At 65.2% G+C, this 23,822-nt stretch carries 14 protein-coding genes; 9 read left to right on the top strand and 5 right to left on the bottom strand.

The genetic code is table 11. The features are described from left to right. Nucleotides 1-320 precede the first annotated feature (320 nt). Complete coding sequence (locus ACWD26_RS14840; protein WP_451269888.1) at nucleotides 321-2,081, top strand: DEAD/DEAH box helicase; 1,761 nt, start codon at nucleotides 321-323, stop codon at nucleotides 2,079-2,081. A gap of 84 nt (nucleotides 2,082-2,165) precedes the next feature. Here the strand turns inward: ACWD26_RS14840 and drmB are convergent, their stop codons facing one another. Further along, nucleotides 2,166-3,902 (bottom strand): DrmB family protein, encoded by a 1,737-nt coding sequence (gene drmB, locus ACWD26_RS14835; protein ID WP_451269886.1) that lies wholly within the window; start codon nucleotides 3,900-3,902, stop codon nucleotides 2,166-2,168. A gap of 3 nt (nucleotides 3,903-3,905) precedes the next feature. After that, nucleotides 3,906-7,814, bottom strand: coding sequence for a DISARM system helicase DrmA (gene drmA, locus ACWD26_RS14830; protein ID WP_451269884.1), 3,909 nt, complete (start codon nucleotides 7,812-7,814; stop codon nucleotides 3,906-3,908). Nucleotides 7,815-8,615: 801 nt separating this feature from the next. Between drmA and ACWD26_RS14825 the strand changes: the two genes are divergently transcribed. From ACWD26_RS14825 to ACWD26_RS14805, 5 genes are all read left to right on the top strand, one after another. Beyond that, nucleotides 8,616-10,094 carry an ATP-binding protein gene (locus ACWD26_RS14825; RefSeq protein WP_451269882.1) on the top strand — a complete coding sequence of 493 codons (1,479 nt, stop codon included), beginning with the start codon at nucleotides 8,616-8,618 and terminating at the stop codon, nucleotides 10,092-10,094. 70 nt (nucleotides 10,095-10,164) lie between these two features. Beyond that, entirely contained in the window at nucleotides 10,165-12,942 is a 2,778-nt protein-coding gene (locus ACWD26_RS14820; RefSeq protein ID WP_451269880.1) for a Z1 domain-containing protein, read from the top strand. Next, a complete protein-coding gene (locus tag ACWD26_RS14815; RefSeq protein ID WP_451269878.1) occupies nucleotides 12,939-13,949 on the top strand; it encodes a PD-(D/E)XK motif protein in 1,011 nt (336 codons plus the stop codon). The genes ACWD26_RS14820 and ACWD26_RS14815 overlap by 4 nt, the downstream gene beginning before the upstream one ends. Further along, on the top strand, nucleotides 13,942-15,951 hold the full coding sequence (locus ACWD26_RS14810; protein ID WP_451269876.1) for an AIPR family protein: 2,010 nt from the start codon (nucleotides 13,942-13,944) through the stop codon (nucleotides 15,949-15,951). The genes ACWD26_RS14815 and ACWD26_RS14810 overlap by 8 nt, the downstream gene beginning before the upstream one ends. A gap of 65 nt (nucleotides 15,952-16,016) precedes the next feature. After that, nucleotides 16,017-16,649 (top strand): hypothetical protein, encoded by a 633-nt coding sequence (locus tag ACWD26_RS14805; protein ID WP_451269874.1) that lies wholly within the window; start codon nucleotides 16,017-16,019, stop codon nucleotides 16,647-16,649. Between the two features lie 122 nt (nucleotides 16,650-16,771). Here ACWD26_RS14805 and ACWD26_RS14800 read toward each other — a convergent pair whose 3' ends face one another. After that, nucleotides 16,772-16,960: a hypothetical protein gene (locus ACWD26_RS14800; RefSeq protein ID WP_451269872.1), complete on the bottom strand. Its 189-nt coding sequence runs from the start codon at nucleotides 16,958-16,960 to the stop codon at nucleotides 16,772-16,774. 56 nt (nucleotides 16,961-17,016) lie between these two features. On the opposite strand from ACWD26_RS14800, the gene ACWD26_RS14795 reads away from it, so the two are divergent. After that, a complete protein-coding gene (locus ACWD26_RS14795) occupies nucleotides 17,017-17,463 on the top strand; it encodes a very short patch repair endonuclease (protein ID WP_451270101.1) in 447 nt (148 codons plus the stop codon). A gap of 19 nt (nucleotides 17,464-17,482) precedes the next feature. Here ACWD26_RS14795 and ACWD26_RS14790 read toward each other — a convergent pair whose 3' ends face one another. After that, nucleotides 17,483-19,393, bottom strand: a complete 1,911-nt coding sequence (locus ACWD26_RS14790) for a DNA cytosine methyltransferase (protein WP_451269870.1) — start codon at nucleotides 19,391-19,393, stop codon at nucleotides 17,483-17,485. Nucleotides 19,394-19,883: 490 nt separating this feature from the next. On the opposite strand from ACWD26_RS14790, the gene ACWD26_RS14785 reads away from it, so the two are divergent. Together ACWD26_RS14785 and ACWD26_RS14780 are read left to right on the top strand one after the other, a co-directional pair. Beyond that, nucleotides 19,884-22,073, top strand: coding sequence for a sensor histidine kinase (locus ACWD26_RS14785; RefSeq protein WP_451269868.1), 2,190 nt, complete (start codon nucleotides 19,884-19,886; stop codon nucleotides 22,071-22,073). Further along, nucleotides 22,070-23,335 carry a hypothetical protein gene (locus ACWD26_RS14780; protein WP_451269866.1) on the top strand — a complete coding sequence of 422 codons (1,266 nt, stop codon included), beginning with the start codon at nucleotides 22,070-22,072 and terminating at the stop codon, nucleotides 23,333-23,335. The genes ACWD26_RS14785 and ACWD26_RS14780 overlap by 4 nt, the downstream gene beginning before the upstream one ends. A gap of 217 nt (nucleotides 23,336-23,552) precedes the next feature. On the opposite strand, the gene ACWD26_RS14775 is transcribed toward ACWD26_RS14780, so the two are convergent. Beyond that, entirely contained in the window at nucleotides 23,553-23,744 is a 192-nt protein-coding gene (locus ACWD26_RS14775; RefSeq protein WP_451269864.1) for a hypothetical protein, read from the bottom strand. Nucleotides 23,745-23,822: the final 78 nt, after the last annotated feature.

The following is a 23,822-nucleotide window of genomic DNA, read 5'->3' as shown; positions in this document are numbered from 1 at the left end:
TTTGCGGAATAGGCTCGGCCCTTCGGCCTCTGGCAGCAAGCCGCCTGAGCATGGGGCGCGTCCGCGTCCGAGTGGTCTGTTGGTGCCTCATGCATGGCTCCATGGTGACGGTCGGCCCGTCTGGCGCGCTCGGCGAGGTTGAAAATGGCTCGGTGACGAACAAATCCGCCAGGGTGGCTTGACATGTGGTCAAGAGACGTGCGCCCGGAGGAAAGAACGGTCTGACCGTGAGAGACTTACACACCCCCCACTGCCCCGATTGACCGTCTGTGAACGACCAGCACAGTCGGCTCCGAGTTGGTTCCAGGAGACAGCGTTCGGTGGAAGCCTTCGGCCAGTTGAGCGCGCAGGACCGCTCCCAGGCAATCCAAGTACTGAGTCGGCGTCTCGACCCACGGGATCTGCGGGCGGTGATCAAGGACCTTGAGAGCGGAGGAAGATCTCGCTCCAATAAGTCGGTGGAGGGGATCATCGCGGCGGTCGAGACCCATTCCGGAAGACTGCGGTCAAGGCTTCCCGACGACGAGCTTGCCGAGTTCCTGGTGGACAGGTCGGGCTTCGGTCTTCTCGAGTCCAGGATGCTACGGGAACGGCTTGCGCTTTCCGCATCAGAGGACGAGCTGGAGAAGCTGCACGACTACCGAGGTGGCGAACGCAGCCGTGGCGGGAGCAGAGCGAAAGCCAAGAAGATCGCGGAGCGCACGTGGAGGCCGGGTAAGAGCTGGCCTCGCCACTTCGTGCGAGTCCTGGATATTCCGCCTGCCTTTGCCGGCCTGCCGGGGAGTACACGGGAGCCGGACACCCTGGAAGTTGCTCCCTTTGTACCTCTCCGAGACTTGGAGGATTTCCAAGAGGACCTCAAGGAGCAGATGATCGAGGTGCTCTCAGGGGCACCGGGCGCCAACCGTGGTGTTCTGACCCTACCGACCGGAGCTGGCAAGACCAGGACTGCGGTGGAGAGCCTCATCGAGTGGCGCATCTCCCAGCAAGGCCGTCAGACCGTTCTATGGATCGCCCAGAGTGAAGAGCTGTGCGAGCAGGCCGTCCAGGCGTTCCGTGAGGTGTGGACAGACCTCGGGCACCGTAATGACCAGGTACGGCACACCATGGAGATTGCCCGACTGTGGGGGAGCCGCTCGCTTCCGAGCGACCCCGACGTCGTGGTGGCCAGCATCCAGAAGCTTGACGCGGTTCTTGGAAGTACCAACGACGACGTGCGACAGGAACTCGAGCTGCTACGCGAGACCCTGGGCGCGGTGGTTGTGGACGAGGCGCACCGAATGCTGGCTCCCAGCTACAGCAGAATCCTGCGTTTCCTTGGGATCGAACTCGGGCAGAAGGCCCCGGTGCCCCTCATCGGGCTGACAGCCACACCCTTTCGCAGGGTCGACGCCGAGACTCGCCAGCTGGCGGCGAGGTTCCACAGCAAGCTTCTCAGTTCCCGCTCCCTGGGAGACGACATCGTGTCCGAGCTCCGTCGGAGAGATGTCCTGTCACGGCCTGAGCACAAGGTGCTCTCCTATGCCAGTCCTGCGTTTCCGATGGAGGACGTCGAAAAATACCGAGCTTACTTCGCTCAGTTCGAGGACTTTCACCCTGACTTTCTCCAGCAGGTCAGCGAATCCGACGCGAGGAACCGTGCCCTGCTGAAGCAACTGTTGGAACTGCCGCCGGACTGGCCGACGCTGTTCTTCGGCTGCACAGTGGAACACGCCATAGCAATGGCTGTCCTACTGCGGCGGGCCGGCCGAGCTGCGGAGGTCGTCACGTCCAACACACGCACTGCGACGCGGCGCGCACTCATTGAACAGTTCCGCGACAAACACTTGTCCGTCCTCTGTAACTACGGTGTGCTCACGACCGGTTTCGACGCTCCGGCGGTGCGAGCCCTTGTGGTCGGTCGCCCCACGACCAGTCCGGTTCTGTACGAGCAGATGATCGGTCGGGGCATGCGCGGACAACGGTTCGGTGGAACAGAGAACTGCCTGGTTGTGGACGTCGAGGACAACATCCGGTTCAGCGGACAACTCGCGTACAAGCAGTACTCCCGCTACTGGTCAAGCACCCAGAGCCGCACATAGCCCGACCGCATACCGCTTCTGCGTCGGCTGTCCGTCAGCCAAGCAGAAGCGGTCAGGTGACACCGGCCCCAGCCGATCAGCAGGTCACGGCAGGTTCTCAGCGAGGAGAAGGCGGTCCAACCCCTGGTTGCGATGTTCACACGAGGTCTCCGACGCCAGGAGACACGAGTAGCATGCAACTCCCTCTGCCCCCACCGACGGCGCTTCCTGACACAGCGGGTCGTTCGAGCAGCTGTCGACGTCTCGCAGCGCGTGCGAAAGAACGTGCTCGAACCGGTTGACGAGGGCGACCAGTCCTCCAAGGGTGCCGTCTCCACCAGGTTGAACCGTGTAGAGGAGAAGTCCACTGCCCGTGACGCTGCCGTCCTGCACGCTGAGATAGACCCGCTCACGGATCGCTGCGGACGAGTATCCGGAGTCCACTGACAGCGCCCGGAGAAGGCGGTGGGAGAGGGTGTGCCACCAGACGTGTGCGGGGTGAAGTGACAGATCACCGTGTGGATCACTCCTGAACCGTTCGTTCCACTGGTTGGCCCTGCTGCCTCCCAGGGTGAGCGAGTGGCCCGCAAGATCAATGAAGACGCCCTCACCGAAGAGCTCGATGCCTGGGTACCAGGCGGTGCCGTTCCAGTCGAAGGCGGTCGACACCTTCTCAGCCTTCTGCGGGTCCAACCGCTGGTAACCGGTCTGGACCATGACCATGCGGAGACGGCTGACGGGTGCTACTCGCAGCCTGTGACGGTGATCGGGCCCCTGTACGAGGCGCACGTCGTCTTGGCGGACCTCGAACAGAGGAGGAGAGCCCGGATGCGGGTGGGGCACTGCCGGAACACCACAGGTCGCTGCCTGGCGTAGGCGGTCGAGTTCGTCGTCACGTAGTGACGACGAGGCCGCGTTGCCAACCTCCAGTAGTTGGTCAACCGCCTTGCTGATCTCAGACCAAGGTGTCTGTTTCAGGTACTCGATCGCGTCCGGGGGAAGCCCGGCCCGTTCAGCCCCAGCCATGAGTGCCACCTGGTCGAGGAGACCAAGGGGATGCAGTGCACCGACTGCCCCCATAAGGGATCGATCGCTGAGGATGTCATGAAGCCTGGTCGGCATATCCACGATCGTCAGCGCGCTCTGGAGCAGGCTGAGCCGCAGGTTGGCAGCCCCTCGCTGGACGATACGGGCTTTCTTCACACACCGTGCCGTCGCCGGGCGCCCCCCGTGCTCCACGATGCGGCCACTACACCGCCAGGACTTGGCGTACGCCTGGCCGAAGTTGGCGGTCGCATGGCAACGGGGACACTCAATGCGGACGAGCCGGAGGGCGCGGCCACCCCCGTGCCACAGATAGTGCTTCGTGTCACATCCTCCACCCTCGTGTACGAGTCCGTGCCAATGGACCTCGTCCAAGTGACCGTTTTCGCAAGCCTGTACGAAACGGATCGCCTCACGCCCCGCCTTCTCCCGACGCTGCTGCGGCGACACAGACGGGCACTCGGGGCAGCCGCTATCGGCCGCATACAGCACTTGGTGCGGTCGGTGCTGCGTGCACAGGGACCAGAAAGGAAACGCGTGAGTGGGGTAGATCGTTCTGTCAGAGGGAAGTCCGAGTTCGGCGTTGGTGGGCACACGAGCGATACGCGCACCGTCCAGCTCGAGGCGTGAGAGCCGTTCGTCGACGATCTCGAAGTCCTGGGGCTGACGGCCGATCTCGTTGAAGAGTGTGTCAACCGTCTTCAGTACGACCGGCCCGGATCCGGTCTCGAGAATGCTTCCAGGGCCGAGGGTGATGACGAACTGGGACGGGCGGATCTCCTGGTAGGGACGGCTCACGATTCATCCCCTTCCCTTGACAGTGGTGGTGGCCTCCACCTCACGCAGCGAGTTCGGTGCGTTCTCGTAGGCCTCACCGGTGTTCGCAACGAGGTGCGCGAGGTCACCGAGGACGACCGGCCGAGAGGCCGAACGCGTGACCGTTGGCTCGTTGTACAGCAAGGCACTACCTACGCGATCAGCAACCTGTCGCCAACGTTCCAACTCCGAGCGGGCGTGGTTCTCCGTATCCGAGGTCGGTGGGCGGCGGAGGGCAGGCTGATGGGCGGCACGTTCCTCGAGGATTCCGGGGAGAACGTCCACCTCGGGGTCCAGGTGAGCATTGCTCATCTCGTGGGCACGGCAGAACCAGCCCCCGTTGCTGAGCCGCTGTTGGATCCGCCACCGCTGGTCTACTTCCACGGAACCCGTCGTGGTCGGAACGCTCGCTGCCTGACGGAGGACACTCACCATGACCGGGCCGAGCGCCCTGTCCCTTGCCCGGGGCGCGAAGGGGTTGACCGTGACGGGCTCAACGTGGCGGTAGAGCGTGGTGTGGTATCCGGTGAAGTACTCGTAGTGGCTGAGGTCCCGAGGGCGCGAGGCCCGGTAGAAGGTGACGACGAGACCGCCGACACCACGGCCAACACGACCGGTGGCCTGGATGTAGGAGGAGGTGGTCTTCGGCTGCCCGTGTACGACCATGAGTCCAAGTCTGTCCACGTCGACACCCGTGCCGAACATCGAGGTGGCGACGACCGCGTTCGCAGGTTCCCGGCCAGGCGCCAGCCGGACCCCCAGCTCCTCGAGCATGCCCGGGAGCCGTAGGGAACTGGTACGGCTGGACAGCTCCATCGGTTCCTGCTCGTCCAGAGTACGAGGCGACGCGGCAACGCTCCCCAGACGTTGGGGAATGTCCTGACGGGCCAGCGCAACGGCTCCGGCGAGTTCGCGGATGGCGTTGAAGTAGCCCACGAGCGTCCAGAACGGATCCAGCTCGTCCCGCGCGACGCCGGCGTCGAGTCGGTCGCGGGGTGCCTGGAGTAGACGCGACCACATCCTGACGATGGGTGTCTGCGCTCCGCGGCCGGGGCCGATCACTCCGACGTGCAGACGGCCCGCCCCCTGTGCGTCGAGTGGATGGGAGGAGCCGGTCGAGGAGAAGAACGTCTCCTCTGCGCGAAGTCCCTGCGGAGGGAAAACCTGCAGGCTCCGGTCGAACAGCGAACGGACCTGTTCCTCCGCCCTCCGGACGGTCGCGGTGGAGGCGACGTACTTGGGCCGGACGGTGTTCTCGCCGTCGTGCACTGTGGAGAGGAGGTCGATGCCAGCCTCGTAGAGGCCGACCATACTGCCCAGAGGACCTTCGATGAGATGCAGTTCGTCCTGCAGCACGAGGTCGGGTGGGCGGAATCCACTGACCGGAACGTTCTTTCCGGCTGTCACCTCCTCACGGGCGTTTGGTGGGAGGGTCGCCGGCCCCAGCGGAGGTGCCCAGGCCCGGTAGTAGCCCAAGTGCTCGTTGAGCCTGTCGACGTTACCGAACAGAGCGCCGGCTCTCGGTTCGAACGCCAGACGGGCGAACTTGTCCACCGTCGCCACCACCATCGACGGGCACCTGGCATAGACCTGCTCGTCCACCGTCCACGCCGGGACAGGGCAGTGCGTCGAGGAACCGTCACCCCGGTCGAAAGCCGGCGGCACAGGCCAGGCACCGACCTCGGTCGTCTCGGACCAGGCCAGGTCGGAGTTGAGTGGACACTCCGGGTGCGGACAGAAGATCTCGAACTCGACGGGCTTCTCGCTTCGTCGCTTGCCCCACTCGACTGTCCGCACGAAGTACCCCGGTCGGCTCGCACGTGCTGAGACGAGCCAGGATCTGGAACCGAGTAGACGACGCACATGCCCGTCGAACCACTTGTCGATGCTCTGGTCAGACACGTCCGCAGTGGCGCGGAACCGAACGGACACGGTCACGAACGACGGGTCCGGATGACGGGTGACCGTGACCGCGGTCACGTCGAACGGTTCTTCCGACAGCTGCGGTGCCACGTCCGGGCCCAGAGCGGGATCAGGGTCGCCCACCACGAGGTGCAGCACACCCGTGTCGCCTTCGCGCAGGCCCTCCGGGGGAAGGGCCAACGTAGACCTGCAGGCCGGACAGTTCAGGATTTGGGCCGGATCGCCCTCGCCCTCCGCCCCCTCCAGAATCGAGATGGCTCCGTGCCTCTTGACGATCCTGTTGTTCGCGTCGCGGTATTCGAAGTCCTGCAGGTTGTTCGGGGTCACGTTGCCACCCACCCACAGCCCGACCGAGAACCTGGTGGAGCCCCACGGCACGTCACCGAGATCCTCCCACCCGGAGGGCCGCCAGCCACGCTGCCCGGCCGAGCCACTGACCCTGAGGTACTCGCACGCGGTCACCATCGCGAGCGCCCTCCGGTACTGCTGGATCGTGAGGAGCCGCAGTGTGTACCGGGAGAGGACGGTCACTCCTGCTCCTCCCCCGGGCTCCTGCTCGTGCTGGGCACGGAGCCGCCGAAACGCGAGAGTGAATCCAGCAAGTCCGAGGTATGCCTCGGTCTTGCCTCCGCCGGTCGGGAACCACAGCAGGTCACACACCTCGCGGTCCTCATGGGTGTCGTCGACGATCCCCCGTAGGTTGACCAGCTGGAACGCGAGCTGGAAGGGCCACCAGCGGTTGGCCTTCCCCTTGGTCCACTGCGACTGAAGGGCGATCGCACGGTTGGCGAAGCAGAACGCGAGGAGGGCGTCGCGGTCGCCTGCCAACAGCTCTATGCCGTCTCGGATCCGATCGAGCGCGCGTCGGCACCCGGAGAGGTGTCGATGGGCCGCCGTACCTGGCGCATGGTCTCCCACCCCGCGGACCTGGCCCTCGATCCAGCGTTCGTATGCGTCCGCGAGCGGCTCCAGTCTTTGGCGGACTACGGCACCATCCGTGATTTCGGCCAGTTCCGTCGGGTCCAGCTCGGGTGGATCCCCCGCGTCGGATGGCCAACCCTTGTCCGGGGCGTTGACGGGAACCACAGGAACGAACTCGGACCGGACGTCGGCCGGCTCGAACTCGGCCACCGTCCCGTCGTCGAACAGGTGACGCCCATCGGACCACCTGAACGGGGGCCGAGTTCCTTCCAGCCCTCCCGGATGTGGGCGCTCCGGATCGACCTGCCGCCAGACGGCGGAGCATAGATGGCCCCGCGCAAGGACGGGGCGGCCCTCGTAAAGAAGCGCCAGGCTTTCGTCCTCCTCATCCTGCGCCAAATGCTGGTGTTCCAGTGGAACCAGCTCAACTCCGCTCTGACAGCGCAGACGTACCTGCGGCTGGAACACGTGGTCCGACGGCGAGGGGTGGTCTGATTCCACGGTGCTCTGGTTGACCACGAACACCGAGATCTTCCAAATGCCGTGGGAATCCCTTCGGCTTCGGACCCTCACCACGACCCCTGGATCCGCGGGGTCGCTCAGCGAGGTGTCGACGGAACAGTCCACGTCGCGCCAGACATCCCCATGTGGCTCCCTGCGCCATTCCCCGTTCGCCTCATTGCGGTACCTGGCCCAGGTTCCGCAGATGTCGAGGCGTGGCCCCTCAGGGGCGCTGACAGCCAGGGACACGCCCATCGATGACGGTCTGGCGCGGGGGTCGATAACCAGGGGCGGAAGGCCGGCGCCGACAGGCTGATGTCCTGAGACGGAGTCGCCTGGATCGAGGTCGTCGTCACCGTCCCGGAGCTCGTCGCCGACGAGCTCCTGGTCCGAGTCGACCTCGACCGATGGGGATGAGAACGGAGCCAGGACACCGACTATGTACTCGTCAAGCGGGTCCTCGTCACCCCCGAGCCTCTCCATCGGCCCTTCTCGGGGACCGAGGACCTCAGCTACGAGATCCTCGACGAGGTGGTCTCGTTCACTCATCGGGGTGCTCCTTATCGCTTTTGTTCCTCGTGGGGGAACTCGATCTCAACGTCGTTGAAGTCCTTAGGCCTGTGGCACGAGCAGCCACACGAGTTCCACAGGTTGTAGAGGACGAGTTTCAGCGCCGAATTGTCCCCGCGGACGTACCTGACGGTGTTGGCCATACCCCCGAGTTCCACCCCAGGACGGAGAGGAGCCCGCCCCACTTGGCCATGTTCGGGGCGGGGAGTAACCAACTGCTGCACGGACATCCGTCGATTCCGCGCGTTCCCCCCGGAGAACGGCTGGACTCGAGAGGCAAGGAGGCCGGTGATCGGAGCCCTGGGTGAAAGCAGGGCCATCGGTGGCCCGGCGAGCCTCGTACGCTCCAGGTGAAGCCGGTCGCAGGTGAGGAAAGCATTGAGCGCCGATGGGCCTGCAACGAAGGCTCGTTATTCGCGAGCGTGGCCCGTGCTGTTGAAGGTCAATCAGCATGTTCGGTCGAGGGCGACGACCGGCGGGGCGTGGTAACCGGGCGGAGCAGGACCGGGAGGACGGCGTGGCACAAGCCCAGCCCACCTTCCCTGGTGACTTCGTGAGCACGCCCGCAGGCTACGCCGTGGTGAGGTTCGTGGTCACGTGATATGCCCAATGGCTCCAGTACTATCGGGCTTTGGGTGGGGGCCTGTCGTGTGCGACAGACCGAGTACGCGGTGGGGCGTCCCCCGAATCTGAGGTGCTCGCCGCTCGGTTCCGCTGGATCTCCGGGACGACTGCACTCCAAGGAATGCTCGTAACGGGGAAGCAGGGCTGGATCCACCCATGACGTACGACATCGCGGCTCCTGAGCCCGCGGGAATGGTGGCTTCGCTCAGCTCCCTGGGGTACTCCCTGCCGGCGGCCATCGCGGATCTCGTGGACAACAGCATCTCGGTAGAAGCCCGGAACATCGACGTCGAGTTCGCCTGGGCAGGACGGGACTCATGGATCGCGGTGGTCGATGACGGATGGGGCATGACCGCTGAGGAGCTCATCACGGCGATGACCGTGGCTGCTCGGGGGCCTGCGACGTCGCGCTCCTCCACGGACTTGGGCCGCTTCGGCGTCGGCCTGAAGTCGGCCTCGTTCTCACAGTCGAGGCAACTCACTGTGGCCACCGCCAAGGCCGAGGGTGAATGGCACACGCGCACCTGGGACCTCGATGTGGTCGAGGAGACCGGCGAGTGGCGACTGCTCCATGGAGCCGACGACGACACGACAGCCCTGCTGGACAGGGTCCGGAGCGACAACGGCCACGGCACGATCGTGCTCTGGCGACGGCTCAACGGCTACCACGGCGGTGACGTCAGCGAGGACGACGAGCGCACCCAGAAGCAGTTCTACGCCGAGGCTGCCCGCACGGAATCGCACCTCGGAATGGTCTTCGCCCGCTTCCTCACCGGGAGTCGGCGCCGGAATCTGCGAGTGTCCGGGACCCCGGTGGAACCCTGGGATCCCTTCATGGGCAACCACCCTTCGGTCCAGCGGCTCCCCACCGAGGAACTCCCTCTCGGTGGCAGTTCTGTACGAGTAGAGGCGTTCATCCTCCCGAGCGCGCACAGGCTCACTCCGGAGGAGTACGGCAGAGCCGCAGGACCACAGGGGTGGCTCGACCAACAGGGTTTCTACGTCTACCGCCGTAACCGCCTGATCCTGGCGGGCGACTGGCTGGGGCAGAGAGGCATGCGCCGCGAGGAGAAGTACAACCTGGCGCGCATCGCCGTCGACATCCCGACCGAGACGGACGCCGAGTGGGGCGTCGACGTGAGGAAGTCGAGCGTCGTGCCGCCCGTCGGTCTGCGTCCGCACCTCCACCGAATCGCACGGCAGGCCCGGGCCAGGGCAGCGGACGTGCTGCGGCACCGCGGGCAGGTTGCTGCGCGTACCCACGGTGATCCTCTGTCGTACGCGTGGAACGTGCGCCGACCGGACGGCAGGGTCACCTGCAAGATCAACCGCAGCCACCCACTGGTCCAGGCTGCCCTGAGACCTGGCGGCAACAGTACTGCGGACGTACGCGCGTTGATCCGGCTCTTGGAGGAAACGGTGCCCGTCGCCGCCCTCCGCGTGATGCACGAGACGGACGCCAGCGACGACCCGGAACCGTTTGGTGGACCGGGGCCAGCCGATGAGGGGGCAACCGAGGTCGCACAGCGCATCTACGAGTCGCTCGTCTCAGGCGGCCGCTCGCCGGCAGCCGCGCGCGAGAGGTTGCGGACTATGCCTCCCTTCGACCAACTGCAGGGCTTCTGGAGCGGATGAGTTCTGAGCCGTTGTCAGTGGTCGCCCCTACTCTGCTCGATACCGTTCCAAGTTCCGCTGGAGGTCCCACGTGAGCACCGTTCCCGACGAACCCATGGCCAAGGCCACACGCCTGGTTCTCGGATTCCTGCCACAGGACCGTCAGCCGAAGCCGGAGGAGGTGCAGAACGCGGTCAACGCCATCTTCGGGATGCTGGCCGCGCAGGGGGAGAACCTTGACCGGGACCAGCTGGCCAAGGAGATCGAGGCGATGACCGCTGTGTTCCAGGAGCGGTCCCTGGCACTCGTCGACCCCAAGGGGCACGAACCGTGGCTGCCCGAGGCGAAGAACGACCGTGCCTGGGACTTCTGGGAGCGCTACCGGCGGTACCTCGAAGACGTTGTGAACCTTCCGCCGTGGGTCGTGAGGCGTCTCGACCAGAGTTCGGACGAGGTGCTGAGCCAGCTGGAGGACCCTCGCCGCGCCGGCCCCTGGCGTCGGCAGGGTCTCGTGATCGGCCAAGTGCAGTCGGGCAAGACCGGCCAGTACATCGGGCTCGCGGCGAAGGCCGTGGACGCCGGATATCGGTTCATCGTGGTCCTTGCCGGCATCCACAACGACCTCCGCAGTCAGACACAGCTGCGGATCGACGAAGGGCTCCTGGGTTTCGACACCCAGCACCAGAACCGGTCGAACGAGGACGGTCGTTCACGCGCGATCGGTGCGGGAGCCATGCCCCTCGCCAAGAAGCTCGACATCGCGTCGCCGACGAGCAGCGCTGAGAAGGGGGACTTCGGCCTCGCCACAGCCAAGGCCATCAACTTCCCACTCGGCAGCTTTCCCGTCGTCCTCGTCGTCAAGAAGCACTACAAGATCCTCGAGTACCTGCGTAACTGGGTGATAGACGTCCACGGGACCGAGGACGAGAACGGCGAGAAGGTCGTCAAGGACCTCCCTCTGTTCGTCATCGATGACGAGGCCGACAACGCCTCGATCAACACGGTCCGTGACCCTGAGGCAGACCCGACCAAGACCAACGCCGCGATCCGCAAGCTCATGAAGAGCTTCCACAAGGCCGCGTACGTCGGGTACACGGCCACTCCCTTCGCCAACATCTACATAGACCCGGAAGTGGACCACGACGTGGCTGGGGAGGACCTCTTCCCCTACAGCTTCATCCGCAGTCTTCCTTCGCCGTCGAACTACCTGGGCCCTGAGCGGGTCTTCGGGCTCCAGGTCGACGACGAGGACGAGGAGGACGTGGAACCGCTGCCGCTCGTGCGCCACGTGGACGACGCGGACGCCTGGCTCCCCAGCAAGCACAAGTCCGGTGACAGCCCGGGCGAAGAGCTTCCGCAGTCCCTGCGTGACGCGATCTTCTCGTTTGTGCTCGCCTGCGCGGCTCGCCGGGCGCGGGGCCAGACGAAGGTCCACAACTCGATGCTGGTGCACGTCACCCGCTTCACCGCGGTGCAGACCCTCGTACGCGACCAGGTCGACGACCACCTGCGGCTCATCGTGGACATGATCCGAGACCGGTACGGAAAGGGCCCTGAGCTCCGTTCCGAACTCCGGGCCCTCTGGGAGCGGGACTTCGTCCCCACCACGGAGAAGTTCCCGGCTGACGAGGCGGAACGCCTGACCTGGGAGCAGGTCTCCGAACAGCTCCTTCCTGCCCTCAGGAAGATCCAGGTCAAGACGGTCAACGGCACTTCCAAGGACGCGCTCGACTACTACGAGCCCGCGAACCGAAGGAACGGCCTGTCCGTGATCGCCATCGGAGGCCAGAAGCTCTCCCGCGGGCTCACCCTGGACGGCCTGACCGTCAGCTACTACCTGCGCGTGTCGAAGACGTACGACACCCTTCTCCAGATGGGCCGGTGGTTCGGATACCGCCCCGGCTACGAGGACGTGTGCCGTCTGTACACGACGCCCGCGCTTGAGGACGCCTACGTGGAGGTCACCGCCGCGACGGATGAACTGCGCAGGGAGGTGGAGGAGATGGCGGCGCTCAGCCTCACTCCGAAGGAGTTCGGGCTGAAGGTCCGGTCCTCCTCTCTGGGGCTCACGGTGACCGCGGCCAACAAGATGCGGCAGAGCACGAAAATCCTGCTCAGCTATTCCGGGGAGGGCCCGGAGACGGTGATCTTCAAGCTCGCCGGCAGGACCGTCGAAAACAACTTCAAGGCGCTCGAGACCCTCGTCCGTCGGCTGGGCGACGTCGCAGAACCCGTCGTCGGAGCTGCAGGGGGCAACGTGCAGTGGGGAGGAGTGCCCCCTGAGGTCGTCGCCGAGTTCCTCTCTTCCTACGAGACCGACCGCATGGCTCAGCGGGTACGCCCTAGGCTCATCGCGAAGTACGTGGAGCAGTGCGTCAAGGTGGGTGAGCTCGGCAACTGGACGGTGTGCCTGGTCGGTAGCACGACGTCGAAGACACCACGGGACATCGCCGGGCACACGGTCGGCCTCGTGACCCGCAAGGCGCTCAACGACGGCTTCAGGGCCGAGGGAAGGTACACGATCCGCCGGGTGCTCAGCCCGCCGGACGAGCTGATCGGCCTCGACGAGGTACAGGAAGCCGCGGCGCGCGAGGCAGCGAGGAAGGCAGCGGAGCAGAAGGAGAAGGCGTCGACCCCGAAGACGCCGGCGGGCCCGCACATCCGGAGGCAGCGGCGGACCGACCAGGGCCTCCTGCTGATCTACCCCATCGAGCTGCCGGAGTCCGACGACGGCGAGTCGACGACACCACTCGTGGGCTTCCAAGTGAGCTTCCCGCACTCCGAGTACCAATCCAAGACCGAGTACATCGCCAACACCGTCTGGCTCCAGGAGGACATCTACACCATCGACGAGGAGGACGAGGCGTGACCGTCACCGAGGACGAGTGGCGCGAACTGGAGAGCCCCCAGGACGCACCGGGGCGGTCAAGCCTCCGTCTGCACCCGGAGTCCCCGCTCGACATCTTCCTCTCCGTCTCCCACCCTGGCCGACAGCGCATGTTGGTGCTCCGGGCGGACGCCCGCTCCGCAGACCCGATCGTGCGGTCGGTGGGTCGTCTCCCCAAGGCTGCCGGGATCGAGATGAATCTGAGTGCGGTGTCGCGGGTGGAGTACGAGCTCCAAGTGATCCTGACAGCGAACGAACTCCGTGAAGTGTTCAACCCGCTCGTCACCGACGTCGCCGAGACCGCCAAGGCCGCTCCGACCGCCGAAGAGGCCCTGGCTGCCGCAGTAGACAGGTTCGGGAGGTGGCAGGACCTCCTGCGCGCCGTCAGCACAGACGGGTTGAGCGCCGAGGCACGTCGGGGACTCTACGGCGAACTCCTAGTGCTGGGCGACGTCCTTCTGGTGTCCCTGGCCCAGTCCGAGGCCGTCGAGGCGTGGACCGGTCCGGCAGGGGCCAACCAGGACTTCCAGCTGCCCGGGGTGGCCATCGAGACCAAGGCCAGTGTCGCGAAGCGCCCTCGGAGCATACAGATCGCCAGCGAGCGGCAACTGGACGGAACAGGCACTCCTGCTCTGCTTCTCGCCCTCGCGCAGCTCGACGAACGACGTGGTGGTTCGGGAGAGAGCCTGAACAGAAGGGTGGAGGGCATACGACAGCGGCTCACGAGCCCCGCCGCTCGGGCCCGGTTCGACGGTCTGCTCATCCAGGTCGGCTACCTCCCCGGACACCATGACCTCTACGAAGAACCCCGGTACACCCTCCGCGAGCTTCGGTTCTGGCATGTACGGGAAGGCTTCCCCAGGCTGGTCGAGTCGGACCTCCCCGAGGGAGTCGGCGACTGCACATACAACGTGAGCACCTCGGGTCTGGACGCCTACCGCGCGACGGCCGACGTGGTGAGGGAACTGATCGGGGGATCCCATGGCTGAGCTCGACCTGGCCGAGTTCTCGCGGAGCCTTGTCGCCGACGTCCAGGCGACCGCTGACGCCGAGGGGACGACCACCCCAGAGGCGTTCACTCGCCGGGTCTTCGAAGACCTGGAGCAGGCCGGCGTCGTGTCCAACACCTTTACCGCCTATCACAAGATGCACGGGCACGAGGTTCACGGCTACGGCATCGGCGAATCGGGCGAGTCCCTGGACCTGTTCGTGACCGACTTCCAGCTGGCACCGCTGGAGACCAAGCTCACGAAATCGCAGACCGAGACGTCCTTCAGACGGCTTCTGGCGTTCGTCCAGCGTTGCCGGGACGGTCTGCAGCAACACATCGACGAGTCCTTCGACGTGTACGACATGTGTGCGGCGGTCGAGAAGGCTCTCACCGAGGTGCAGCGGATCAGGCTCTTCCTGCTCAGCAACCGGGTGAGCACCTCGACCGAGGTCCCGGTCTCGCACTTCGATGGCCTGCCGGTGACCCACGAGGTATGGGACCTGGCACGTCTGCACCGTCACGCGACGTCGGGCGCCCTCGGCGAGCCCATCATGGTGCCTTTCAGCCCCCCGCTTTCCTGTGTCTCCGCGCCCAGTTCCGAAGAGGACCACTCCGTGGTCCTGGCGGTCATACCCGGCGAGTTGCTCGCCGAGTTGTACGCGGAGTACGGCACCCGGCTCCTCGAACTCAACGTCCGCTCCTTCCTCCAGACCCGCGGAGCGGTCAACCGGGGTATTCGGGAAACCCTGTTGCACGCACCAGGCAGATTCCTGGCCTACAACAACGGGATCACCGCGACCGCGTCGCAGGTCGACTTTGTGAGGGGACCGGACGGCGAGCCGACCCACATCTCCGGAGTACACGGGCTCCAGATCGTGAACGGAGGTCAGACAACAGCCTCACTTCACTACGCGCGGAGCCGCGACAAGGCCGATCTGTCCCACGTGCGGGTCCAGATGAAGCTGACGGAGGTGGCGCCCCAGCGGCTCGCGGAGATCGTTCCGAAAATCTCGGAGTTCTCCAACACGCAGAACCGGGTGACCCAGGTCGACTTCAGTTCCAACCACGACTACCACGTGGACATGCAGCGCATCACCCGCTCCCTGTGGGCTCCCGCGATGGACGGCAGCGGCCAGGAGACCCACTGGTTCTACGAGAGGGCGCGCGGCCAGTACACGGACGAGCTGGCGAAGGCCCGCACCCCCGCCAGGCAACGGCAGTTCAAGAAACTGAACCCGACGAAGCAGAAGTTCACGAAGGCGGACCTCGCCAAGTTCGTCCACTCCTGGAACCAACTGCCGTACCACGTGAGCCGCGGAGCACAGAAGAACTTCGTCGAGTTCATGGTCAACCTCGACGAAGCGCCGCCCCGCGTCGACGTCCAGTACTGCCAGAGAGTGATCGCAATGGCCATCCTGTTCAAGGCAGTGGACCGGATCGCCACCATCCACAGAGCCGGCAGCCACAAGAGCATGATCACCACCTACACCGTGGCTCGCCTGTCCCTGGCGACGGACCGAAGGATCGATCTCGACCGGATCTGGCGAGAGCAGTGCGTCTCACCAGTGCTGGAAGCCGCGATCCACGATCTCTGCCCTCGCGTCATGCAGGCGGTGACCACGCCGCTTGAGGGAAACCACGTGGGCGAGTGGGCCAAGAAGGCGGCTTGCTGGGACGCTGTGTCGAGGGTGCCCTGGACGGTTCCTCGTGCTCTGGTGTCGGAGTTGTTGGACCATTCGCTGGACGAGGCAGCACTCGCCGGCGGCGACGGTGATCACGAGGGGGCGGCCGAGGCGGTAGCACTGATCCCCTCCGACGAGTGGTTCGCGATCGAGCGATGGGCCAAGGAGACCCGCAACCTCGAACCCTGGCAGCGACAGCTGGCCCAGTTCGTCGGCAGGCGCCTCGAACTGGAGCAGGAAGTTCCCGAAACGCAGGCCGTCCAAGCCCTGCACGCTCGTACCGAGGCACTGCGGCTGGGATTCACGCCCCAGCCGTAGCCGGTGGTTCGCACATCATGCGAGAACCACCCACATGTCAGAAGGCAGTTCGTCAGGATAGAGCCATGATTCCCGAGTTCGATGTGGACATCCGTCGCGACTACGACCTCAAAACGCTACTCACTGGCCTGAGCGCAGAAGACGTGGCCAGAGGGTTCACGGAACACCAGGAGTACGAATGCCTAGGGCTCCCGAGCTGGGAGGAGGCCGCAGAGTGTCTGACGGAGGAGGCTGCCTTCCTCGAACGGGCGGGAAAGTCTGACGCGCCCGACGGGATGGAGGCGATCCTTGACGAGTTGCGGGACGCCGACGACATCGGCTACGCCGAACTGATGGCGTACACGTTCCGCTGGAACGATGTCGGGGTAGCAGGTCTCACTTTGGCGCTCAGCGCCGCCCGGATTGCCACCTTCTACTCCTGCTCGAGCGGGCTCGACGAGCATCATCGCGCCGACCATCCGATGGTGGGTGCTGTGCCCGATCCTGAGCGCGCCGGTCTGCTCGTCCGGCTGATCGAGACGCACGGTTGCGGCGTCGGTCAGAAGTACGGGCGTTGGTACATCTACGGGCGCTCCATCAAAGACATGCATGTTCTCGGTAGGGCGGTCCTACTTGCGCGCGATGCCTTCGATGCGCTGCCCCAGCCAGCGTGGACCGAAGGGCTCTCTGAGTTGCTCGAGGAATTGGCTGGCGATTAAAGCAGCCGATGGCCTGGCCGCGGCACCTGGCCCGTTGGTCGACAGTCTCGAACCGGAGCAGCAAGATCCCGGACGTGGGCCGTTCTGGCCGTGGATTCGTGCCTCAGCGGCGAAGCCACCACTCAGAGTGTTCCCTTCTCGATCAGGTCCTTGATCGCGTCCTCAGCCCTCTTGAGCACGATACGCCCGTCACCATCACTGAAAGCAACGAGACCAGTACCAGGCGTGATGCCGGCTTCTGCGAGCAGGCCGAGCGGCAGCTCTACACGTCCCTGGTCATCGACATGAATTTCGGCTGGTTCTCGGATCATGAGGAGAGTGTGGCACTCTCCCCCTCGGAGAACGTCGACAGGCTGGGGCTGTGAGCATGGCCGGAGGTGGCAGGACGCCGGACCGGCAGTGGGTGGCCACTGCGGAGGGCGAGCACCTTCGCGGTCGGCGGGTGAGGGACACCAAGCCCGAGGTGGCGCTGAGGAAGGCGGTACACCGGCTGGGCCTCAGGTTCCGCCTCCAACAGAGGGTCGCGCCCCGGTGCACGGCCGACTTCGTGCTTCCCAGGTACCAGGTGGCGGTCTTCGTCGACGGCTGCTTCTGGCACGGGTGCCCGGCCCACGGTCCCAAGGCGTTCCGAGGACCGAACGCCGAACGATGGACGGACAAGATCGAGGCGAACAGAGCGCGGGACAGACGCAACACGGAGGCTGCGGAGGCATCGGGCTGGAAGGTGGTTCGCATCTGGGAGTGCGAGGTTCGTACAGCTGTGGAAGAAGCCGCGCTCAAGGTGGCCGCAGAGTGCGGGCGCCGACCGGAATGACCGACCGGCGCGCGTCGCTCTACTCTCCCTCGTCCGAGCCATCCGGGAGGAGGTCGGACTTCCGAGGGCAGTGCTTGCTCAGCGGACAGTCGGAGCACACAGGCTGCTGTGAGCGACACACGGTGTTACCGATCAGGCGCAGTGCCGCCATACGGAGCGGCGCCTGATCACCTGCACCGACGAGCCTGACGAGATTGAGCCGACCATCGCTGAGCTTGTTCTTCTGGTCTGCATCACTGTCGTTCAGGCGAGCAGCGACACGCAGGGCACTCTGGCCGACCCACAACAGGTCGTCGTCGATCAGCAGGCGGTACAGGGACGCCTCGGCCGGCTTGAACTCCAGACGCTCCGGTACCTCCTGGCGCTTCTTCCAATCCCACGCGTACTTGTCGCCCACGAGCGGGGCGAGACGACCAAGTCGCGTCCTGACGGGCTCGGTGGGTGCGACGGCCACCAGCGCCTGGAACGCCACTTGGGTAAGGGTCTTGCGCCGCGCCACGACCTCCAACATCTCGTCCAGTTGGGCAGGCTTCAGCTTGGCACCCGACAGTACGGCCACCACGGCGGCGTGCAAGGAGGCCATACGGCCACCGGGCAGGTGGTACCAGTCGCGGCCTTCACGCCGCTCCTCGGCCCACTGGGTGAGGACCTCTCGGACGCCACGCCAGTGGGCCTGCAGACCACCCTTCGGAGCACGAACGCCGTCCACCGGTGCGAGGGCCTCGGCAGCGGCCTGGCCGAGCAACGGGGGTACGGCGTTGCCGATCTGACGAAAGGCGTCGCTACGTGTGCCGGCGAACCGGAACCTGTCAGGGAAGGTCTGGACTCGGGCTGCCTCACGCACGGTGAGAGTGCGGGGCTGCTCCGGGTGGATGTACCAGTACCCGTCCTTGGCGATGTGCGCCGTGATCGACCGGCTGCGCTCACGCCAGTCCAGCTTCTTGTACTTGTCCGTGAAGTGGTCCGCCTTGTAGCGCCGTAGGTTCTCCGGGAGATGGGAGTACAGGGTCTTGGAGTCCATGTGCTCGGAGAAGATCTCCAAGTCGTCGGCGCGGACCCTGCGCGTCATGTGGTCCCAGACTAGATCGTCCGGGGCCCCCTCACGCATCTGATCTGCGAACGCGGAGAGTTCGGACTGCGGGGAGTACGGCATTTCCCTCTCCCCCACACGCTCCCGGGCCTTCACCTCGAGGAAGGGAAGATCTCCGATGGCTTGGCGGAGGGTGGTGAAGCCGTCCTGCTTCGGCGGCCAGTCAAAGCGCTCGATGTCGTTCCGGGCGAGCAGGATCAGCCGCTTTCGGTGCTGCGGAACACCGTAGTTCCAGGCGTCCACCAGTCGGACCTGCGTCGCGTACCCGATGCTCTCCAGTCTGTCCTCGATGATGCGCACCACGCGGAAGTCGTCACCGAGCCCCATGTCCGGAACGTTCTCCATGAGAACCGCGCGAGGCCGAAGCTCCTCAACGACGTGGAGGTAGGCACGCCACAGCTCCTTGCGGAGGTCGAGTGGATCCCGATTGTGGTTGATCACCAGATCGCGGATCTTGCTTCGCCCGGCTCGACTGAAGGGCTGGCACGGGGGGCCACCTGCGATCAGGTCGATATCTGCCACTTTGAGGAGATTTATCAGCTGGGCGCGCTCGTCCGGATCGCCCAGGTCCACGCGCAGACTCATACCCGAGAAGTTCGCCGCGTGCGTCTCCAGTGCGCGTTCGTCGGAGTCCACGGAGGCGGCGATCGTCCAGCCCGCCCGCTCGACGCCGAAGCTGAGACCGCCGGCACCCGAGAAGAGGTCGACCGCCAGCCGCTTTTCCTTACCGAAGCCTTTCAGCCACTCTTGGAAGCCCTCGCGAGTGCAGCTGTTCTCGTGCGGGGCGAGGGGCAGACAGTCGCTCCGCTCAAGCGGGACGCCATAGTGCCCCTTCTCCACAGCACACCCCTTCGTATATGTGACGTAAACGAGCACCAGGAGATCACAGACGGGCTGGTGGAAGCAAGGTTTCCGGCCCGTTGATCACCGCAACGACCTGGGGTTACGGCGGTGTTCTCCCAGGTGCTCGCCGTGAGTCCGGAGGACTCCCAGGTCACGGCTTCGAATCAGTGTTCTGGTGCATTCTGATGTGATCGATCGTAATGGACGGCACTGACAAGGCCGCGACCGGGACCCGCTCCGAAGCCGTCCGCACTTCCGTGCGGCCTGCCTAACGACTTCGCGGGGGGTGAAGACACGTTCGAAGGGCTTCCAAGTGTCGCAAAGTATCGGACACTTGGAGACAACGAGTCCCACGGTTCACGGCTGAACTGTTTGTAGAATCTCCCCGCACAGCAGGGAGCAGTGCGGCAGCTGACAGTCATCAGGAGCGGGGACGCGGGTGAAATCCGAGGAGACGGAGGCGTACCTCCGGCCGCGCGCACGACTGATGACCACCCTCGGTGAAGAGCTGATCAGCAACGAGCGGGTTGCCCTCACCGAGCTGGTGAAGAACGCGTACGACGCCGACGCGAGTCTGGTCCTCATCAGGTTCAATGCCCCTCTCGAGGAGGGGGCAGGGTCCATCGAGGTGTGGGACGACGGACACGGCATGTCACCAGACACCGTCCGGGGCACCTGGATGGAAATCGCCACTCCTCACCGTCACCGAAGCCACCACAGTGAGGGGCTCGGGCGACGCGTTCTCGGAGCGAAGGGCATCGGAAGGTTCTCCGCCGCCCGCTTGGCGCACGTGACCTCACTGACCACCTGTCGCGGTGACGGCCAGGACGAGGTCACCCTGCGGCTCGACTGGGGGGACTTCTCGAACGACGACGCCTACTTGGACCAGGTTCCGGTCAACTGGTCCGTCCGGCCTCCGGACGTGTTCTCCGCTGGTGGCGAGGCCCAGCGGTTGTTCGACAGCCTCACCAAGGACTTCAGGACGGACGGCGCCCCCGAGAACAACAAGGGGCCGCACGGGACGGTGGTGCGTCTCGAGGGACTGCGCCAACGCTGGGACACAGAATCAGTGGAGACGCTGAAGCGTTCGCTTTCGCGGCTTCTCCCGCCCCCGCCCCCGGCGGAGCTGGCCGTGCCGGACCAACCGGAGTTCTCCATCTACCTCGATACCCCGCCCGGTGAGCTGAAGCACCTCGCGGGCTTCGTGAGCGCGAGCGAGACTCTGGCGCATCCCCTCTACCGGCTCGTCGGCACCATGGACGCCCATGGCCACGCTCACCTGACGATGACGGCGGCTGGGATCGACGAGAAGGTCGTCATCGACGACGACCTCCTCCCAGGAGGGAAGCGCCCCACCTGCGGACCGATCAAGCTCGACGTCCGGACCTGGGACCTCGACAGCGGCTCTCTGCGCCAGCTACTCAAGATCGACATCAGTGCCCGGAACATCAGCGATGTCCGGAGACTCATCCGCGGCAACAGCGGCGTCGCCCTGTATCGAGACGGGTTCCGGGTCCAACCCTTCGGCGAAAGCGACTACGACTGGCTGGGGTTCGACCAGCGTCGCGTCAACAACCCCACCATGCGGTTCTCGAACAACCAGGTCGCAGGGTTCGTCTACATCTCCGCTGACGAGAATCCGGGGCTACGAGACCGCTCCCACCGCGAAGGGCTCATTGACTCCGCGGAGTACGAGGACCTCAAGAGCGTCATGATCCAAGCCGTGAGCAGGCTTGAGACATGGCGTTACGCGCTGCGGCGGCCAGATCCTCCCAAGCCTGCAGGTGAACCCCTGGCGCCGACAGCGCAGGGGGGCGGACACGGAGTGTTCCAGAACTTCACCCTGGACCCACTCCGCGCCGTGGTCAACCAGCGCTATCCGGACGACGTGGAACTCGGCCGCGCGCTCGACGAGGCCACCGAGGTCATCAACGAGAGTGTGCAGAAGGTACAGGAGATCCTCTCGCAATTCTCCCGACTCGCCACGCTCGGAACACTCGTGGACGTGATACTGCACGACGGCCGGGCTGCCCTGACGCGTATCGCGTACGTGCTGCGAAGGCTGAACAAACTCGTGGCGCGAACACATGACCAGGATCCGGGGCTCTCGGCGACTCTCGGCAAGGTCCACACCGACTTCACCGCTCAGGAACGAGCCCTCGACCGGCTGTTCACCAGAGTGGAGCCCCTCAGCGGCCGCCGCCGTGGCAGGCCCAAGTCCGTCTCGCTCCACGAGATCATCGACGAGGCAGTGTCCGTACACGAGGCGGACCTCAAGAAAAAGGGCATCACGGTCACCGTCGGTGGCGAAGACGTGACCGTGACGGTCGAGCCGAGCGACGTCGCCCAGGTGATTCTCAACCTCGTCGGCAACTCGATCTACTGGCTGTCGACCCTCCCCGAGGGCGTCGAGCGTTCGATCCTCATCGAGACGGCGCGCACGCCCGACGGCGAGGTCGACATCGACGTGAGCGACAGCGGGCCCGGAGTCAGGGAGGAGATCAGGGACTTGATTTTCGACACCTACTTCAGCGACAAGCCCGACGGGATCGGCCTCGGACTGAGCATCGCCGGCAGCGTCGTCAAGGACTTCTACGACGGTGATCTGTACCTGATCTCTCCAGGGCCGCTCGCCGGAGCATGTTTCAGGGCACGCCTTCGAAGGAGAGTTGGGTGACAGACGGGGATGCGATGTTCCGGATACTCATCGTCGACGATGAGGAGGACATCGCGGGGGACCTCCGGAGCATGCTGCGGGAGGAACTCGACGACCTGGGCTCCGTCTCCATCGAGACGGAGCAGGACTTCGACGCCGCCGAACAGATGCTTCAGAACGAGCAGATCGACTTGGTCGTTCTCGACGTCAGGGACTCATCGCAAGGGCCAGGGATAGTTCCAGGTCTGGAGCGACGGGGGCGGGATCTGTACGAGAGGATCACCAGTTCCCGTTGGGTTCCGGTCGTCTTCTGCACCAACGCCCCGGGACAGGTACAGGACCTGGCAACGCCCCCTCTCGTCCAGGTCGTCGCGAAGCACAGACTGGATGAGGTCTTGAACGCCGTGCGCGTCGGTCTGGAATCCGGGGTTCCGTCGCTCACGCGGCGTCTCGGTGAACTCGTGGACCGCGAGATCCGGGACTTCCTGAGGAAGGTCATCGCACCGAGCTGGTCCGACATGGCCGAGGCCGACCAGCAACAGATCGCGCCCGTTCTCGTGCATCGGCTCGCGGCCTGGCTCAAGGAGAACGCGATCCGGGAGCTGGCTGGCGCGCTCGACGGCGCTGAGCAGGCGGTGGTCGACCACGCGTCAGCTGCAAGAACGTACCTGAAGCCGCCCGTCACCACGCATCTCACAGCCGCTGATCTCCTTCGTGATGACAAAGGACAGTGGTGGCTGGTGCTCACCCCGGCCTGTGACTTGTACGAGGACCCTCCGGCATCCGGGGGACGGCGGGCCAAAGCCGAGTACGTGCGGGTCGTCAAGGCGGTTCCCGTGCACGAGTCGGCGCTCGTGGCTAAGTGGCGGGAGGAGGGGACGAGCAAGAGCCGTGATGCCGCTCTGAGGGCGTTCCGGCCGGACGACAACAGGTTCCGAGTACTGCCGCAGTATCTTGACATCCCTCACCTCTTGTTGGACTTCGAGTACGTGAAGTCCGTTCGCCTGGCCGACGCAAGGGCCTGGGAACGCGTCGCCACCCTCGACAGTCCCTTCGCCGAATCGATGCTGACCGCCCACAGCCACACCGTGGGGCGCATCGGCACACCGGACCTCGTCTTCGACCAGCTCAAGGAAGAGCTGGGCCTCACGAAAAAGAAGCAGCCAGCGAAACAGAAGCCGGTTCCCCCTGCACGAGTCGCGGATCAGGTCGGTCCTGCAGGAGTGACATACATCGTCGGTCAGTCGCACGACCCGCGTCCTTCGGCGCTCCCTCCCGCCTGATCGGCCGCGCCGCCGTCCAGTTGCCAGAGATCGCGGTAGAGCGCCACGACCCTCCTGCACTTGTCGAGATCGAGAGCCTCCTCGGGCGGCAGGCTCTCACAGTCGTCACGGATGTCGGTGAGGATCTTCGCCAACTCGGGATCGATCTCTTCTGCGACGCGATTGCTTCGTCTTCGCTGGCCATGGTGATCACTCCTTCGCTCAGCGGACGCTGCGCTCAGTCCCGGAGGTAGGGCCGGTGCCAGTGGCGTTCGCTGAGGACCTTGGTCCACTCGGCGGCGAGCCGCTCCCGCCTGTCGTCAGGAAGCTCGTCCAGAGTGGGGCGGAGTCCCTCGATGATCTTCGCGACCTCCTGCGGGTCGCGCCGGACAGGCAGACCGAGGTGACGGGCGATGGTGCGGAGAGTCATCGTGATCAGCTTCCTCGGGGTTGTGATTCCAGTGTGCGCCCCGCTCCCGGCATCCAGCCGAGGGCACATCTGAGGGCA

This window comes from Streptomyces sp. NPDC002787, assembly GCF_053592095.1.
The sequence above is the reverse complement of the archived record's forward strand: the minus strand, read 5'-3'. Positions and strand labels throughout refer to the sequence as shown.

Coding starts and splice junctions, on each gene's coding strand:
- drmA (WP_451269884.1), bottom strand. CDS start 7,814: ATGAGTGAACGAGACCACCTCGTCGAGGATCTCGTAGCTGAGGTCCTC.
- ACWD26_RS14825 (WP_451269882.1), top strand. CDS start 8,616: ATGACGTACGACATCGCGGCTCCTGAGCCCGCGGGAATGGTGGCTTCG.
- ACWD26_RS14810 (WP_451269876.1), top strand. CDS start 13,942: ATGGCTGAGCTCGACCTGGCCGAGTTCTCGCGGAGCCTTGTCGCCGAC.
- ACWD26_RS14805 (WP_451269874.1), top strand. CDS start 16,017: ATGATTCCCGAGTTCGATGTGGACATCCGTCGCGACTACGACCTCAAA.
- ACWD26_RS14800 (WP_451269872.1), bottom strand. CDS start 16,960: ATGATCCGAGAACCAGCCGAAATTCATGTCGATGACCAGGGACGTGTA.
- ACWD26_RS14795 (WP_451270101.1), top strand. CDS start 17,017: ATGGCCGGAGGTGGCAGGACGCCGGACCGGCAGTGGGTGGCCACTGCG.
- ACWD26_RS14785 (WP_451269868.1), top strand. CDS start 19,884: ATGACCACCCTCGGTGAAGAGCTGATCAGCAACGAGCGGGTTGCCCTC.
- ACWD26_RS14775 (WP_451269864.1), bottom strand. CDS start 23,744: ATGACTCTCCGCACCATCGCCCGTCACCTCGGTCTGCCTGTCCGGCGC.